The organism is Acinetobacter sp. ANC 4779, from assembly GCF_004331055.1.
Classification (GTDB): Bacteria; Pseudomonadota; Gammaproteobacteria; order Pseudomonadales; family Moraxellaceae; genus Acinetobacter.
Genome location: NZ_SJNU01000006.1, coordinates 16,134 through 30,782 on the forward strand (window position 1 = coordinate 16,134; position 14,649 = coordinate 30,782).

Genomic DNA, 14,649 nt, shown 5'->3' on the forward strand with positions numbered 1-14,649 from the left:
AATCGTATTTATTCTGCGCTTTGAGATTGAATATTTAATAAAACTGGCTTAGATTAATCCTGTAATTTAATTTTGCTATACGGAATTTTATTAAAATGAATGAAAACTCAGTGGTTCGTGTCGATTATGCTATTCCAGCAGTCGCCATTATTAAGATTAATCGCCCTGAAGCCAAAAATGCACTGAATACTCAAGTACGAAAAATGCTTTCCGAAGCAGTTGCATTACAAGTGGATAATGATGAGATTCATGTCATTGTGATTACAGGGGGGGAAGATGTTTTTGCCGCTGGGGCCGACTTAAAAGAACTGGCAGAAGCCAGCGCTATGGACGTGTATTTACGCAGAGCTGAACGCTATTGGCAAACTCTTGTCAATTGTCCAAAACCGATTATTGCGGCTGTGAATGGTTTTGCCTTAGGGGGTGGCTGTGAACTGGCCATGCATGCAGACATTATCATTGCGGGTAAAAGTGCTCAATTTGGCCAGCCTGAAATTAAAGTTGGTGTGATGCCTGGTGCGGGTGGTACACAGCGCCTCGTTCGTGCTGTCGGTAAATTTCATGCCATGCGTATGATTATGACAGGTTGCTTGATTTCAGCAGAGCAAGCCCACTCTATGGGTCTGGTTTCACAAGTCACTGAAGATACTGACACCTTAAATACCGCATATAAAATGGCGCAGCAAATTGCCAGACTTCCACCTATCGCGCTAGAACAAATCAAAGAAGTGGTATTGCTCAGTGAAGATATGCCTTTGAATGCAGGCCTAGCGCTTGAGCGTAAGGCCTTCCAGCTTCTGTTTGACACACAGGATCAAAAAGAAGGCATGTCAGCCTTTTTAGAAAAACGTAAACCCATTTATCAAGGCAATTAATCAGGCCTTTCTAAAGCAGGCTCACATTGGATTGGCAAGCAGTAGGATTATCACATGAATAGGGAAATCAAAAATATCGGCATTATTGGTGCCGGAATCATGGGAACTGGAATTGTGCAAATTGCGATACAGTCCCAGCACCATGTTTATCTCTATGATGCACAGCAAGGCGCAGCGCTCAAAGCGCAATCAAAGCTTCAAGATACTTTAAACACGTTGCTCCAAAAGAATAAAATCTCTCAAGCTCAGCTTGATGAAGCTTTAGGCTATTTACATATTGTCGAAAATATTGAACAACTTCAGCAATGTCATTTAATCATTGAGGCAATCGTTGAAAAATTAGCCATTAAACAGGCGTTAATGAAACAGCTTGAAGCAATTGTCGACCCACAGACCATTCTTGCTTCGAATACATCTTCTCTTTCGATTACCGCGATTGCTTCTGAATGTCAGTACCCTGAACGGGTTGCTGGGTATCATTTTTTCAATCCTGTGCCTTTAATGAAGGTGGTCGAAGTTATTCAAGGGCTGCATACCCATCCTGAAATTTTAGAAAAATTAGCAAGCCTCACTCAAAAGATGGGGCATCATCCTGTGCATACTAAAGATACGCCAGGATTTATCATTAACCATGCTGGTCGCGCTTACGGCACAGAAGCATTGAAAATTTTAAGTGAAAATATTGCCTCTATTGCTGAAATTGATGAAATTCTTAAAACCTCCCTGGGTTTCAAAATGGGGCCTTTTGAATTACTCGATTTGACCGGCTTAGATGTATCACATCCTGTCATGGAGTCTATTTACAATCAGTATTATCAGGAACCACGTTACCGTCCCAATGTACTGACACAGCAAATGCTGACAGGGAAAAAATTAGGCCGCAAAACCGGGGAAGGATTTTATCGTTATCTAGAGCAAAAAAAACAAGAGATTGCCAGCGCACCGCGCTATATGGCCAATCGCAATGAAATTAAAAAAGTGTGGTTACACACTGAGTTTAAAGATGATTTTGAACGCTTATCAGACTATCTAGGCCATCAGCATATTCAGATTAATCATGCAGAAACACCAACAACTACTGATCTGATTATTATTGCCAGTTATGGAGAAGATGCAACTCACAGCGCCCTGCGTTTAGGACTAAATCCTGAACAAGTGGTCTGTATTGATATGCTTGGAAATTTTGAGCAAAGTCGGACCTTAATGCCAAGCCTGGTCACCCAGCAAAAGCTGATTGAAGCTGCGCTACATATATTCACCCAAGCAGAATGTAAAACATTTTTAATTGAAGAAAGCCTCGGGTTTATCACGCAGCGCGTTCTCGCGATGATTGTGAATTTGGCTTGTGATATGGCGCAGCAGCAGATAGCCAGCGTGGAAGATATCAATGCAGCCGTCAAGTTAGGTCTGGGCTATCCGCATGGCCCAATCGAATGGGGCGATTTAATTGGGCGAGAAAAAATACTGCTCATTCTTGAAAGAATATCAAGCATTAGTCATGACCCTCGATATCGGCCTAGCCCTTGGCTACAACGACGCTGCAAGTTGAATTTGTCACTCATGCAGCAGGCATAAAAAAATCCAAATTTTTAAAAGAACCTTAAGAGCAAATTTTATGAACGCTTATATTTATGATGGGTTACGCACACCGATTGGCCGCCATGCAGGAGCTCTAGCCAGTATTCGTCCTGATAATTTAGCCGCGCATGTGCTGAAGTCTTTGCTGCATAGAACGGGAATTGATGCGGCAGATGTTGAAGAAGTGATTCTAGGCAGCACCAATCAGGCAGGTGAAGATTGCCGTAATGTGGCACGCAATGCGCTTTTGGTCGCGGGACTTCCCGTCACGGTTGCGGGCCAGACGGTCAACCGGTTATGTGCCAGTGGCTTAGCAGCAGTTATCGATGCAGCACGTGCCATTCACTGTGGTGAAGGCAATCTGTATATTGCAGGTGGTGTGGAAAGCATGTCACGCGCCCCTTTTGTTTTAGCCAAAGCTGAATCTGCTTATAGTCGAGATGCCAATATTTTTGATACCACCATCGGCACCCGCTTTCCAAATCCGGATTTAATTCAGCTATACGGTAATGATTCAATGCCTCAGACAGGTGACAATGTGGCTGAAACTTTTGGAATTAGCCGGGAACAGTCCGATCGCTTTGCAGCATCCTCACAAGCCAAATATGAACAAGCCAGACAAGCAGGCTTCTTTAAAGATGAAATTTTAGCTGTTGAAGTCCCTCAGGGGCGTAAAGCACCAGCAAAAATTATTGATCAAGATGAGCATCCTCGCCCAGCTTCAAACTTTGAAGCATTACAAAAATTGAAGCCCCTGTTTGAAGGGGGTGTCGTTACTGCGGGTAATGCATCAGGTCTGAATGATGGTGCTGCGGCTTTGCTGATTGGTAATGAAAGCATTCAAGAAAAATATGGTATTCACCCTCTCGCTAAAATATTAGCTTCAGCATCTTCTGGAATCGAGCCGCGTATTATGGGTGCAGGGCCAATCGAAGCCATTAACAAGGCACTCAAACGCGCTGATCTAACTTTAAATGATATGGATATTATCGAAATTAATGAAGCATTTGCACCACAAGTGCTGGCCTGCCTAAAAGGTTTAAATATTACGTTTGATGATCCCCGGGTCAATCCAAATGGCGGTGCAATTGCGATTGGTCATCCATTGGGTTGTTCAGGTGCACGCCTTTCTCTTACCGTTGCGCGTGAATTACAACGCAGAAATAAAAAGTATGCGGTCATCAGTCTTTGCATTGGGGTTGGACAAGGCTTGGCGATGGTGATTGAAAATACTCAGCTCTCTTAGATTGCTGCTCATCCCATCAGACTCAAGTTAAAAAATTGATCGCTATACAAATTTCCAGGAATAAAATGTTCAAAAGTTTTGTATAGCGAAATTTATTGCTATGATAAGCACAAATTGACTTATTACCCATTGGAAGACTATGTATCATCAAGATGATAATGCTCCAGAGCACGTAGAAAAAAAAATAAACTTAGATGAGATTCGACTCGATCCTATTTCACATATTCATCGTGAAAATAATCCACAATTTATTGCTTCATTAGCGCGTGGATTAGAGATCCTACGCTGCTTTACCGCATCAACACAAATTCTGGGTAATCAGGAATTATCTCAGTTAACTGGCTTACCGAAACCAACAATCGCACGTATTACCAATACTTTAGTATCTTTAGGTTATTTAAAACAGTTACCCAATTCAACGAAATATACACTGGATACTGGCGTACTCGCATTGGGCTATGCTTCTCTATCCAATATTTCAGCACGTATTCATGCACGTCCTTATATGGAAGAAATGGCAAAATATGCACAAGCACCTGTCGCAATGGCAACTCGCGATCGTTTAAATATGTTGTATTTAGATGTGGTGCAAGCTGAGTCAAATTTAACCATGCGCCGCCCAATCGGCTCTACTATTCCTTTGCACAACACCGCAATGGGACGCGCTTGTTTGGCGGCGATGCCTGAAAATGAGCGCAGTTTTATTATGGAAGCGTTAGCAAAACGTCATAAAGAAGACTGGCCAGCGGTGAAGCGCGCTTTAGAACGCTCTTTTCATGACTATCAGAATTATGGTTATTGCCTGTCACTGAGTGAATGGCATAAAGAAGTAAACTCTGTTGCTGTGCCCATGACGCATCCCATGCATGGTTTGTTGGTCTTTAACTGTGGTGCACCCAGCTATTTAGTCAATCAGGAAAAGCTGGAGAATGAAATCGGCCCGCGTTTAATTTACATGGTGCAAAATATTCAAGAAGCCTTAAATGCCATATAAGCTAAAGCTTACTCAAGCTAATGTTTACATTGCACTAATCATGGGCTGATTTTAACAGCAGCGTTTTTTTCAAATCCCTTTTCCTTGCAAATTTGTTCGATCTACCGCAGATCTACTTTACAAATAAAATCAGCAATAAAAAACCAGTCAGACCTTTCTCTGACTGGTTCTCACTTAATCACTCTGCTTATTAAACTAAGGCTCGGTTTCTATAGTTGAGATGCTAACTGTGGAACAACAGTATTCAAGTCACCCACTAACCAGTAGTCAGCAACAGCATTGATTGGTGCTTCTTCATCTTTGTTGATCGCAACGATCACTTTAGAATCTTTCATCCCTGCCAGATGCTGAATCGCACCGGAAATACCGACAGCGATGTACAGGTCAGGTGCAACGATTTTACCTGTTTGACCCACTTGCATGTCGTTAGGTACGAAACCTGCGTCCACCGCAGCGCGTGAAGCACCTTGAGCCGCACCCAACTTGTCCGCCAATGGATCAAGGATTTTATGGTAGTTTTCACCTGAACCTACACCACGACCACCCGACACGACAATACGTGCAGCGGTTAATTCTGGACGTTCAGATTTAACAATCTCTTCAGAAATAAACTTCGAGATGCCCGCATCTTGAACGTCGCTGACTGCTTCAACTGTTGCAGAACCACCTGTAGTTGCTACAGGATCAAATGCAGTACCACGAACAGTGGCCAGCACGATAGATTCAGAAGATTCAACCGTTGCAATGGCGTTACCGGCATAGATTGGACGCTTGAAAGTGGTTGGGCTTTCAACAGCAATGATGTCAGAGATCATGCTGACATCTAACAATGCAGCCGCACGTGGCAGTACGTTTTTACCATTTGAGGTAGAGGCAGCCAGGATATGTGAATAACCTGTACCCACTTGTGCAACTAAAGCAGCCACGTTTTCAGCCAGCTGGTTTGCATACGCCGCGTTGTCAGCAAGCAAGACCTTGCTGACACCAGCCACTTGAGCCGCTTGGTCAGCAACGGCCTGAGCGCCCGAACCCGCAACCAATACAGTGATATCACCACCGATTTTTTGAGCTGCAGCAACAACGTTTAAAGTTGCACCGTTTAGTGCTTTATTGTCGTGCTCAGCGATAACTAAAATACTCATGATATTATCCTTCTGTATTAGATCACTTTCGCTTCGTTTTTAAGTTTTGCCACAAGCTCGTCCACAGATTTCACTTGTACGCCAGCTTTACGCTCTGCGGGTGGTTCAACCTTCACTGTTTTAAGTTTGGTGGTCGCTGCAACGCCATAATCTGCAGGAGACTTCACATCAAGCGGTTTTTTACGCGCTTTCATGATGTTTGGAAGAGCGGCATAACGTGGCTCATTCAAACGCAAGTCGGTGGTGATAATGGCAGGCAGGTTCAATTCAACCGTTTGTAAACCGCCGTCCACTTCACGGGTAACCTGAACTTTGTCGCCCGTCACATTCACGATAGAAGCAAATGTACCTTGACCGGCGCCCAGTAAAGCACCCAGCATCTGACCGACCTGATTCGAGTCGTCATCAATGGCTTGTTTACCCAGAAGGATCAGTTCCGGTTTTTCTTGTTCTACAATGCCTTTCAAGATTTTAGCCACTTCAAGTGCACCAATCTCGTCAGCAATTTCTACCAGGATACCGCGGTCAGCACCTAAAGCCATGGCAGAACGGATTTGTTCTTGCGCTTCTTTAGGACCGATAGAAACCACCAAGATTTCTGAAACTGTTCCTTTTTCTTTTAAACGAACCGCTTCTTCCACTGCGATTTCACAGAATGGGTTGATCGACATCTTAACGTTAGTCAGGTCTACCCCACTATTGTCCGGTTTAACGCGAACTTTAACGTTGGCATCAACCACACGTTTTACAGCAACAAGAGCCTTCATGTAATCCTCGGCTGTTTCAGCAAAAGTAAATGTTGAGAAAAGTTATAATAACTCTTCACTTAAAATTTTTAGGTGCCCTATCTTGCAATGCGTATGGCATTTCGGTCAAGTCACAATTATCGAAAGAGCGGTTAAAATGCGTAAAATTACTTGAACTAGGCGTTCATATTTTTTTCAAGCATTCTTATTAAGATGAAATGCCTCAATATTTATTAATTTTTTAAGCATTGATTTGTATTATTTTTTTATCTGATTAAACTCATCAGAAGTTCTGATTTAATACTTTTTTTCGATTACTTTTTAACTCAAACAGCTTACGCTTTTTGCACAAACCATAAAGTTGCAAACTGTCATTTAAGACAGATTGACATCAATTTGGTGCTATATCTGCAGAAAAAATGATCATTTTTTAGCATAAACGTGTAATAAATTACTTTTAATTAACAAATCCAGTTCTAGTTAAAAAAGCATGCCACCGTGTCATGCTTTTTATAGGCATGTTAATGAATGATGAGCCAAGTGGCAGCAAGCATTAATAAACCGCCCGAACCACCGTCAATCCATTTTTGTTTACGTTCATCAATTTGGGTTTTTTGGGTAATTTTGGCAAAAATTAAGCTTAAACTGCAGTACACCACAAAGATTAATCCGATAAAAATAAACGATAGAATCAAACCTTGAGTAACCGTATCACCGCTTTTATTAATAAACTGCGGTAAAATCGCAAAATAAATCAACATGCCCTTTGGATTCAGCAAAGCGGTAAAGAAACCTTTTTGAATCGGGTTCGAGGTGCTTTTGTTTTCAATCGCCAATTTTTTATTGCTAAAAACTGACTTGATTAAACTAAAGGCCAAAAATAATAGATAAGCAATCCCGAGCCAGCGAATGGTTTCAAATAATAGCGGGAAGGAAACAATAATGGCGGCAATGCCGAGCGCCACCAAAACAGAATGTACCAAATACCCCAGACATACCCCTACAGTTGCCATCATGCCTGCTTTTGCATCTTTTCCCATCACTTGTGACAGGATAAATAACATATCTGGTCCAGGTGTAAAAATAAGTGGGATAACCGTTAAGGCAAACAGTGCAAATACAGACATTTCCTTTTCCCTTTCCATGTCTTGAAAGTGAAAATTAGTATCGAATAAATACTACAAAATAGGATTTCAATTTATTCTATAATTCTAATTATTTTTCGAATTATATTCTAATTTATGAAATTATCTTCCCAATCTATTTCAGTAAAACTCGATCGTACCGACAAAAATATCATTCGTGCACTGCAAAATAATGGTCGTATGCAAAATAACGATCTTGCCCGTGAAATTGGACTTTCACCTTCTTCATGTTTGCGTCGGGTGAAATTACTCGAAGAAGCCGGAGTGATTCAGAACTACACCACCGTAGTGGATCCGCAAAAAATTGGTTTACAACTGATTTTGTTTTCGCGTATCTGGCTGGTGGGTCAGGATGCCGAAACCATTGACTGCTTTATTGAAGCGATGAAAGAACTGCCTCATGTGATGGAGTGTTATATTATTTTGGGTGAATGTGATGCCATGCTTAAAGTGGTCGTACCAGACCTGGAAAGTTACCGTAAGTTTCAGTCCACACATTTAACCAAGAAAAACGGCATTACCAGCGTCAAAACAGATTTACCCAGTCAAATTATTAAACAGAGTTTCCAGCTTCCCCTGGATGATCTTTAAGACAGTATGAGGAGTGTACAGTTTGAGACACCGTAATTAATTTTAAAAATAGGGAAATATTCTGATCTCAAGTGGTTTTATGCACTGAAGTGATGCGTTATTTTCCCCTTGTGTAAATCGGAAACAAATTAAACTTTACTTTTGATTCGCTCAAACTAAACCCGGTTGCATTCACTGCAGTACAAAGCACCAAACCCCAAGCCCTTATGCAAGGTTTAGACATGCAATTTAAACACGACTTCAACTACCCGGCTTTAGATAACAGTATTCCCTTGCAAAGACCTATGCTTTATCAAATAGATAAGGCTAAATTTAGGCAGATTCTCCCCATTAAACATGATGATGTTGTAAAAAATCACGGTGAATATGGCTTAAATCAATCAGGTCATATTCATGAAGGTTAAATATTTTCCACACTTCTAAAAAGTCTTGTTTTAAATCCACACCCACTGTAGCAATCGGTCGATGCTGCCATTGCAAGTCTGAAATCCAGATATAGCCTTGTTGTGTCTCTGTATTGACCGCTTGCACCTTCCCTTCAGCATTGATGCCTTGAACATGAGTATTTTCTGGCAAAGAGGGTTCAATAGTGGGCAAACTTATTTCAACAAAATGCTTTACCTGACGCAGACCATAGCCTGCAAAAATCTCTTTTTGTTCCGTACTCAATTGGTCATATTTTTCTTGAATATCTGAAATCATTGTTTCCCCTATCATTTTTCACTTCCCAACTCTGTTTAACATTCAGTGAAACAACACATGATTTTATTAACCTGCATTATTTATGCCACCTATTTCATATTTATACTTGATTCTTATACCTGATAAATTGGTTTTTTATTATTCTACAATAGTTTAAAACGCCCAAAATATTCCGCAATACTACCTATAGATGTATTTAAGTTTTATTAATTTATGTTCTGTTTCTCAAAAAAACCAGTTTCACTTTTAGACAAAAGGTAGATCTCTACTCAGATTTTTTAAGTTGGGCACGCGGATGTGCCTGGTCATAGACTTGCGCCAAACGGTCAAAATCAACGTGGGTATAGATTTGCGTTGTGGTTAAGTTGCTGTGCCCCAACATTTCTTGTACAGCGCGTAAATCTCCGCTGTTCGACAGCATATGACTGGCAAAACAATGACGCAATAAATGTGGATGCAAATCGACATTTACTCCGGCTCGTTGCGCCTGAAATTTAACCCGATTTTCAATTTGTCTTGCGCCCAGTGGATTACCCTTTTGCGTGATAAATACATTGGCATCAGGGACAAAGTCACCATTCCATAACGGATAAACTTGTAGCCACAACATCACCGCATCTTTAGCTTTAGATCCAAAAGGCACCACACGGGTTTTATTGCCTTTACCCGTTATGCGTAACAGCTGCCGATTAAAATCTATATCCTTAATGCGTAAACCTTGTACTTCTGCCAGTCGCAAACCACTCGAATACAGCAATTCCAAGATCGCTTTATCGCGTAACCACATTTGTTGTTCGATGTGTTTTTCAGGTTTGGGCTGATCTAGAATTTGATTAATGGTTTCAATATCCACCATACCGGGTAGCGGTCTAGGCAATCGTTTCAACTGAAAATCATCGGCAGGATTAAAAGCCAGATATTGCCCTTGCTCCGCCCATTTCATGAATTGACGAATGGAAGATAAAAGCCGTTGCAAACTGCTGGAACTCAATTGCTGCTGCTCAACCTTTTGCGCTAGGAACTCACGCAGATCAGTCGATTCAACATTTGCCAGATTCATTTTTTTTACGACACAAAAATTTAAAAAATCCGAAACATCACGTTCATAGGCCTGCAAAGTATGTTTGGACTGATTTTGAATCTCTCTTTCTTTTAACCACATCAGCAATAAATCAGCAGGAGAACGTATCTGCAGCTCTGGATCAATCACGTTTTTCTCACTGTATTTAATGGACGCTACTCAACGACAATTATTGATTTCATGCTTAAACTGCTTAGATTTAATAATCAAGCACAGCATAGGATACGCCTTTTCATTTTGATTCTATCGGTTTCATCGCTATTTACACAATCAATCATTCTACAGATAAAAAAAGCACCATCATGCCGACAGTGCTTTTTGAGTCAAACCATGAGTTTTATTGCTGGTAAAAACTCAAGTCGATACGACCTTCATAGACATTTGCAGTTGGACCGGTCATCCAAACCACATCGCCCTCTTTCCATTCAATTTGCAACTTACCACCGGCAAGTTCAATTTCTACCGCATTAGCAAGCAAGCCACGGCGCATTCCTGAAATTGCAGCCGCACAAGCACCTGTACCACACGCCAATGTCTCGCCTACACCACGTTCAAACACCCGTAAACGCGCATGATTTTCATCAATGATTTGCATAAAGCCAGCATTGACGCGTTGTGGAAAACGTTCATGCGATTCAATTTGAGGCCCCATGCCGGCAACATCAGCGGTAAGCACATCTGGAACAACAGTCACTGCATGCGGATTCCCCATGTTCACCACATCAATGGTAATACTTTCATCATTGGCCAAGGCCAAGCTGTAGAGATTTTCAGGCTGATCTGCAAGGAACGGAATCTGGTTCGGCAAGAATTTTGGATAACCCATATTCACGCGAACCCAACCATTTTGCCCCAGTTCAGGCTCAACAATACCGGCTTTGGTTTGCACTTTAATTTTAGTTTTTGTGGTCAATCGACGTTCATGCACAAAACGGGCAAAACAGCGAACGCCATTGCCACATTGCTCGACTTCAGAGCCATCTGCATTAAAAATACGATATTTAAAATCGACATTGGGTAAATCGGGCGGCTCAACAATTAAAAGCTGATCGAAACCAATCCCGAAATGACGATCTGCCAAACGCTGAATGGTCATACTATCTAGGTAAGCGCGCTGACTGATCAGATCAACCACCATGAAGTCATTGCCCAGACCATGCATTTTGGTAAATTCTAAAAACATCTTGCATTACTCCTTAAGGCAATAAACGTTCTTTATCCCACAATGATTCAATGCTTTCACGCTCACGAATCAAATGTGCCTGATCAGCATCGACCATCACTTCAGCCGCACGACCACGACTGTTGTAGTTTGAACTCATTACAAAACCGTATGCACCTGCGCCCAATACTGCAAGCACATCATTTTCCTGCAAGGCCAGTTGACGTTCTTTACCAAGAAAATCACCGGTTTCACAAATCGCGCCGACCACATCCCACTCTTTCGTTTCAACATCACTACGTGGAGTGACTTGCTGAATATCCATCCATGCTTCGTATAAAGCAGGACGAATCAGGTCATTCATTGCGGCATCAATAATGGCAAAATTACGGTGATTGGTCGGTTTCAACAAATCAACTTTGGTCAGTAACACACCTGCATTGGCAGAGATACTACGTCCTGGTTCCATATACACTTTGAGACCCAATTTTTCTAAAGCCGGTTTCAGCGCATTGGCATATTCGACAACAGTTGGCGGAACTTCATCTTTATAAGTAACCCCCAAACCACCACCAATGTCGATGTGTTTTAAATGGATACCGAGTTCTTTTAATTGCTCAATCATCATGATCACGCGGTCAAGCGCATCAACGAAAGGTTGCGTTTCGGTCAATTGTGAACCGATGTGACAGTCGATACCGACTACGTCCAGATTCGGTAATGATGCTGCATATTGATAAGTTTCAAATACGCTGTCCGATGGAATACCGAATTTATTTTCTTTTAGACCGGTCGAAATATAGGGATGGGTTTTGGCATCGACATCCGGATTTACCCGTAAAGAAATCGGGGCTTTTTTACCCAGTTCAGCCGCCACTTTTTGAATGCGATCCAGCTCTGCATAGGATTCAACATTGAAGCAGGCAATACCGACTTCTAAAGCTTTCTTAATGTCCGCTTCTGATTTTCCTAAACCGGAAAACACAATTTTAGCTGCATTCCCACCCGCTTTGAGCACACGGGCCAGCTCACCGCCAGTGACAATATCAAAACCTGCACCCAGCTTCGCCAGTACATTCAAGACCGCAATATTAGAGTTCGACTTTACCGCAAAACAAATTTGATGATCGATAAAGCCAAATGCACGATCCATATCGAGATAATGCTTTTCAAAAGTGGCCTTTGAATAAACATAAAGTGGCGTGCCAAATTGCTGCGCAAGTTGTTGCAACGAACATTGCTCTGCGTGCAGAACCCCATTAATGCGGGTAAAACTCATGAATGTATCCTTTCGATGACGCGTTTAGATATTAAAATTAATTCGTTTCAGCAGATGAAGCAGGAAGCTCTTGTACCGGAGCTGCTTCCTGCTTAGGCGAAGATTGCTGTTTTGAATCGACATTGGGATATAACAAATATTTCGCACGCTTGTCGTAATTCTGATCACTCGGCAACTGCAAAGCTCCGGATTGACCACAACCGACCAAGGCAACACCTGTTGCCAATAAACTGATGTAGCAAATGACAAGACGCATCTGACCACCTATCCTATATTTTCGAAGAAGTATAACTCGATCACCGCCGTGACCAAAGGGCTAAACGCTAGAGATTATCGCTAGTTAAAAAAAAACGCCAGTTTCAAACTGGCGTTTTCACAAACAAAGGGCTTATTTATGTTTCGGTTTGTAGAAACCAAAGTAACCAATAATCAAAATAATAAACCAGATTGGACTCACCATCAGCGCTTTCATGGTATCTGCTTCTAAGGACAAGACGTAAATCATGCCAATAAAGAAGATGATCACCAGCCAACAGGTAAACAATCCACCCGGTAATTTAAAGGTCGATTTCGCATGCAGTTCTGGACGAGTTTTATAGTAAACAATATAACTCCAGATAATCATCAACCAGACACAGATGAACAGGATGGTTGAAAGCGTGGTTGCCAAAGTAAAGGCTTCCACGGTGTTTGGTACAAAGTACTGAAGTGCAGCACCCAGAAGTAAACACACCGCAGAGAAATACAAAGCATTCGCAGGAACAGCACGCTTATTTAAATGTCCAAACGCTTTTGGACCTTGCTCTTCACGTGAAAGGCCAAACAGCATACGACTGGTCGAGAAAACACCACTGTTCATGGATGACATGACTGAAGATAATACTACCAAGTTCATGATAATTGCCGCAGCTGCAATACCGGCTTGACTAAACAGATTTACAAATGGACTAATGGTTGGATCAATTTTATTCCACGGCGTTACCGACATCACAATCACCAAGGCCAGTACGTAGAAAATGATGATACGAATCGGAATCGAGTTGACCGCTTTAGGCAAATTGCGCTCTGGATCTTTGGTTTCAGCCGCAGTGGTACCGACTAGCTCCACCCCAACAAAGGCAAAGATCGCAATCTGGAAGCCTGCCAGAAATCCGGATACTCCGGTGGGGAAAATCCCGTCATGTGCCCAGAGATGGGTAAATGATGCTACTTCACCTGCAGTTGAAGTGAATCCGGTAAAGATCATCCACAAACCGACAGCAATCAGTACCACAATGGCAATAATCTTGATTAAGGCAAACCAGAACTCTAATTCACCGAATAATTTAACGGTAACCAGATTCAAGCCCATAATAAAGATGATGGCCGCCATACTGATCATTACCCCTTCGCCAGGCGTAAACGGCAGCCCTCCGTTAAAGAATTGCAGGTAATAAATAATCGCGGATAAGTCAGCAATACCGATGGTGATCCAGCACAGCCAATAGGTCCAGCCGACAAAATAACCCGCCCATGGACCGATTAAATCTGTCGCAAAATCAATAAAAGACTTGTATTGCAGGTTAGACAGTAACAGTTCGCCAAGCGCACGCATGACCAAAAAAACCATAAAACCAATAATCATATAAATGATCAGAATTGAAGGTCCGGCCAGGCTGATGGTTTTACCTGAGCCCATGAATAAACCGGTACCAATTGCCCCGCCTATTGCAATCAATTGCAAATGTCGATTAGACAAACTTCGCTGTAGTTCACCACCTTCACTGGTCGAACCTGTATTTTGATTTGACATTTATTTCATTCATCTTCGACGTCTATCGCAACAAATTACCGCAAAAAACAGAGAAAACAACAAAAAATTGTGAACTATCTATATTTTCTAATTAAGTAAAAAAGTTAATTTATTTTTCTCATATACTAAACTGGTGAATAATTGATTTAAAAATAAACATTAAAAATTCATTTTTAATGCTTGTAAAAGTGCTGAACTTTAGCTAAAAAATAAATAACCAAAAGAATATACTGATAAAAATTGAATTTTCGACAAACAAAAATTAAAACACTTTTAAAGCATAAGGAATAAAAATTCATTCTCGTTATAGCAAATA

14 protein-coding genes are annotated in these 14,649 nt (G+C 41.5%); 5 read left to right on the forward strand and 9 right to left on the reverse strand.

Features of this window, described 5'->3' with window-relative positions; translation table 11 throughout:
* The first annotated feature begins 95 nt into the window (after positions 1–95).
* From E0H80_RS08380 to E0H80_RS08395, 4 genes are all read left to right on the forward strand, one after another.
* A complete protein-coding gene (locus E0H80_RS08380; protein ID WP_131364879.1) occupies positions 96–875 on the forward strand; it encodes an enoyl-CoA hydratase in 780 nt (259 codons plus the stop codon).
* A gap of 54 nt (positions 876–929) precedes the next feature.
* Positions 930–2,450, forward strand: a complete 1,521-nt coding sequence (locus E0H80_RS08385) for a 3-hydroxyacyl-CoA dehydrogenase (protein ID WP_131364881.1) — start codon at positions 930–932, stop codon at positions 2,448–2,450.
* A 40-nt stretch (positions 2,451–2,490) separates the two neighbouring features.
* The gene (locus tag E0H80_RS08390) at positions 2,491–3,699 is read left to right on the forward strand and encodes a 3-oxoadipyl-CoA thiolase (protein WP_131364883.1); all 1,209 of its coding nucleotides are present in this window, start codon (positions 2,491–2,493) and stop codon (positions 3,697–3,699) included.
* Between the two features lie 139 nt (positions 3,700–3,838).
* Positions 3,839–4,693, forward strand: coding sequence for an IclR family transcriptional regulator (locus E0H80_RS08395; protein ID WP_131364885.1), 855 nt, complete (start codon positions 3,839–3,841; stop codon positions 4,691–4,693).
* Between the two features lie 209 nt (positions 4,694–4,902).
* On the opposite strand, the gene E0H80_RS08400 is transcribed toward E0H80_RS08395, so the two are convergent.
* The 3 genes from E0H80_RS08400 to E0H80_RS08410 all read right to left on the reverse strand — a co-directional run bounded on the left by E0H80_RS08400 (position 4,903) and on the right by E0H80_RS08410 (position 7,708).
* Entirely contained in the window at positions 4,903–5,835 is a 933-nt protein-coding gene (locus tag E0H80_RS08400; RefSeq protein ID WP_131364887.1) for an FAD-binding protein, read from the reverse strand.
* A gap of 17 nt (positions 5,836–5,852) precedes the next feature.
* A complete protein-coding gene (locus E0H80_RS08405; RefSeq protein WP_131364889.1) occupies positions 5,853–6,602 on the reverse strand; it encodes an electron transfer flavoprotein subunit beta/FixA family protein in 750 nt (249 codons plus the stop codon).
* Between the two features lie 500 nt (positions 6,603–7,102).
* Positions 7,103–7,708: a LysE family translocator gene (locus E0H80_RS08410; RefSeq protein ID WP_131364891.1), complete on the reverse strand. Its 606-nt coding sequence runs from the start codon at positions 7,706–7,708 to the stop codon at positions 7,103–7,105.
* A 114-nt stretch (positions 7,709–7,822) separates the two neighbouring features.
* Between E0H80_RS08410 and E0H80_RS08415 the strand changes: the two genes are divergently transcribed.
* Positions 7,823–8,317, forward strand: a complete 495-nt coding sequence (locus E0H80_RS08415) for an Lrp/AsnC family transcriptional regulator (protein WP_131364893.1) — start codon at positions 7,823–7,825, stop codon at positions 8,315–8,317.
* Positions 8,318–8,647: 330 nt separating this feature from the next.
* Here the strand turns inward: E0H80_RS08415 and E0H80_RS08420 are convergent, their stop codons facing one another.
* The 6 genes from E0H80_RS08420 to E0H80_RS08445 form a co-directional block, all read right to left on the reverse strand.
* Positions 8,648–9,019: a hypothetical protein gene (locus tag E0H80_RS08420; RefSeq protein ID WP_131364895.1), complete on the reverse strand. Its 372-nt coding sequence runs from the start codon at positions 9,017–9,019 to the stop codon at positions 8,648–8,650.
* Between the two features lie 265 nt (positions 9,020–9,284).
* A complete protein-coding gene (locus E0H80_RS08425; RefSeq protein WP_131365142.1) occupies positions 9,285–10,181 on the reverse strand; it encodes a tyrosine recombinase XerC in 897 nt (298 codons plus the stop codon).
* Between the two features lie 256 nt (positions 10,182–10,437).
* On the reverse strand, positions 10,438–11,283 hold the full coding sequence (gene dapF / locus E0H80_RS08430) for a diaminopimelate epimerase (RefSeq protein WP_131364897.1): 846 nt from the start codon (positions 11,281–11,283) through the stop codon (positions 10,438–10,440).
* Between the two features lie 13 nt (positions 11,284–11,296).
* A complete protein-coding gene (lysA, locus tag E0H80_RS08435; protein ID WP_131364899.1) occupies positions 11,297–12,541 on the reverse strand; it encodes a diaminopimelate decarboxylase in 1,245 nt (414 codons plus the stop codon).
* 37 nt (positions 12,542–12,578) lie between these two features.
* On the reverse strand, positions 12,579–12,797 hold the full coding sequence (lptM, locus tag E0H80_RS08440; protein ID WP_131364901.1) for an LPS translocon maturation chaperone LptM: 219 nt from the start codon (positions 12,795–12,797) through the stop codon (positions 12,579–12,581).
* A gap of 132 nt (positions 12,798–12,929) precedes the next feature.
* Positions 12,930–14,333, reverse strand: a complete 1,404-nt coding sequence (locus tag E0H80_RS08445; protein WP_067863590.1) for an amino acid permease — start codon at positions 14,331–14,333, stop codon at positions 12,930–12,932.
* Positions 14,334–14,649 lie beyond the last annotated feature (316 nt).

Coding starts and splice junctions, on each gene's coding strand:
- lptM (WP_131364901.1), bottom strand. CDS start 12,797: ATGCGTCTTGTCATTTGCTACATCAGTTTATTGGCAACAGGTGTTGCC.
- dapF (WP_131364897.1), bottom strand. CDS start 11,283: ATGTTTTTAGAATTTACCAAAATGCATGGTCTGGGCAATGACTTCATG.
- E0H80_RS08395 (WP_131364885.1), top strand. CDS start 3,839: ATGTATCATCAAGATGATAATGCTCCAGAGCACGTAGAAAAAAAAATA.
- E0H80_RS08415 (WP_131364893.1), top strand. CDS start 7,823: ATGAAATTATCTTCCCAATCTATTTCAGTAAAACTCGATCGTACCGAC.
- E0H80_RS08445 (WP_067863590.1), bottom strand. CDS start 14,333: ATGTCAAATCAAAATACAGGTTCGACCAGTGAAGGTGGTGAACTACAG.
- E0H80_RS08390 (WP_131364883.1), top strand. CDS start 2,491: ATGAACGCTTATATTTATGATGGGTTACGCACACCGATTGGCCGCCAT.
- E0H80_RS08420 (WP_131364895.1), bottom strand. CDS start 9,019: ATGATTTCAGATATTCAAGAAAAATATGACCAATTGAGTACGGAACAA.
- E0H80_RS08405 (WP_131364889.1), bottom strand. CDS start 6,602: ATGAAGGCTCTTGTTGCTGTAAAACGTGTGGTTGATGCCAACGTTAAA.
- E0H80_RS08385 (WP_131364881.1), top strand. CDS start 930: ATGAATAGGGAAATCAAAAATATCGGCATTATTGGTGCCGGAATCATG.
- E0H80_RS08400 (WP_131364887.1), bottom strand. CDS start 5,835: ATGAGTATTTTAGTTATCGCTGAGCACGACAATAAAGCACTAAACGGT.
- E0H80_RS08425 (WP_131365142.1), bottom strand. CDS start 10,181: ATGTGGTTAAAAGAAAGAGAGATTCAAAATCAGTCCAAACATACTTTG.
- E0H80_RS08380 (WP_131364879.1), top strand. CDS start 96: ATGAATGAAAACTCAGTGGTTCGTGTCGATTATGCTATTCCAGCAGTC.
- lysA (WP_131364899.1), bottom strand. CDS start 12,541: ATGAGTTTTACCCGCATTAATGGGGTTCTGCACGCAGAGCAATGTTCG.
- E0H80_RS08410 (WP_131364891.1), bottom strand. CDS start 7,708: ATGTCTGTATTTGCACTGTTTGCCTTAACGGTTATCCCACTTATTTTT.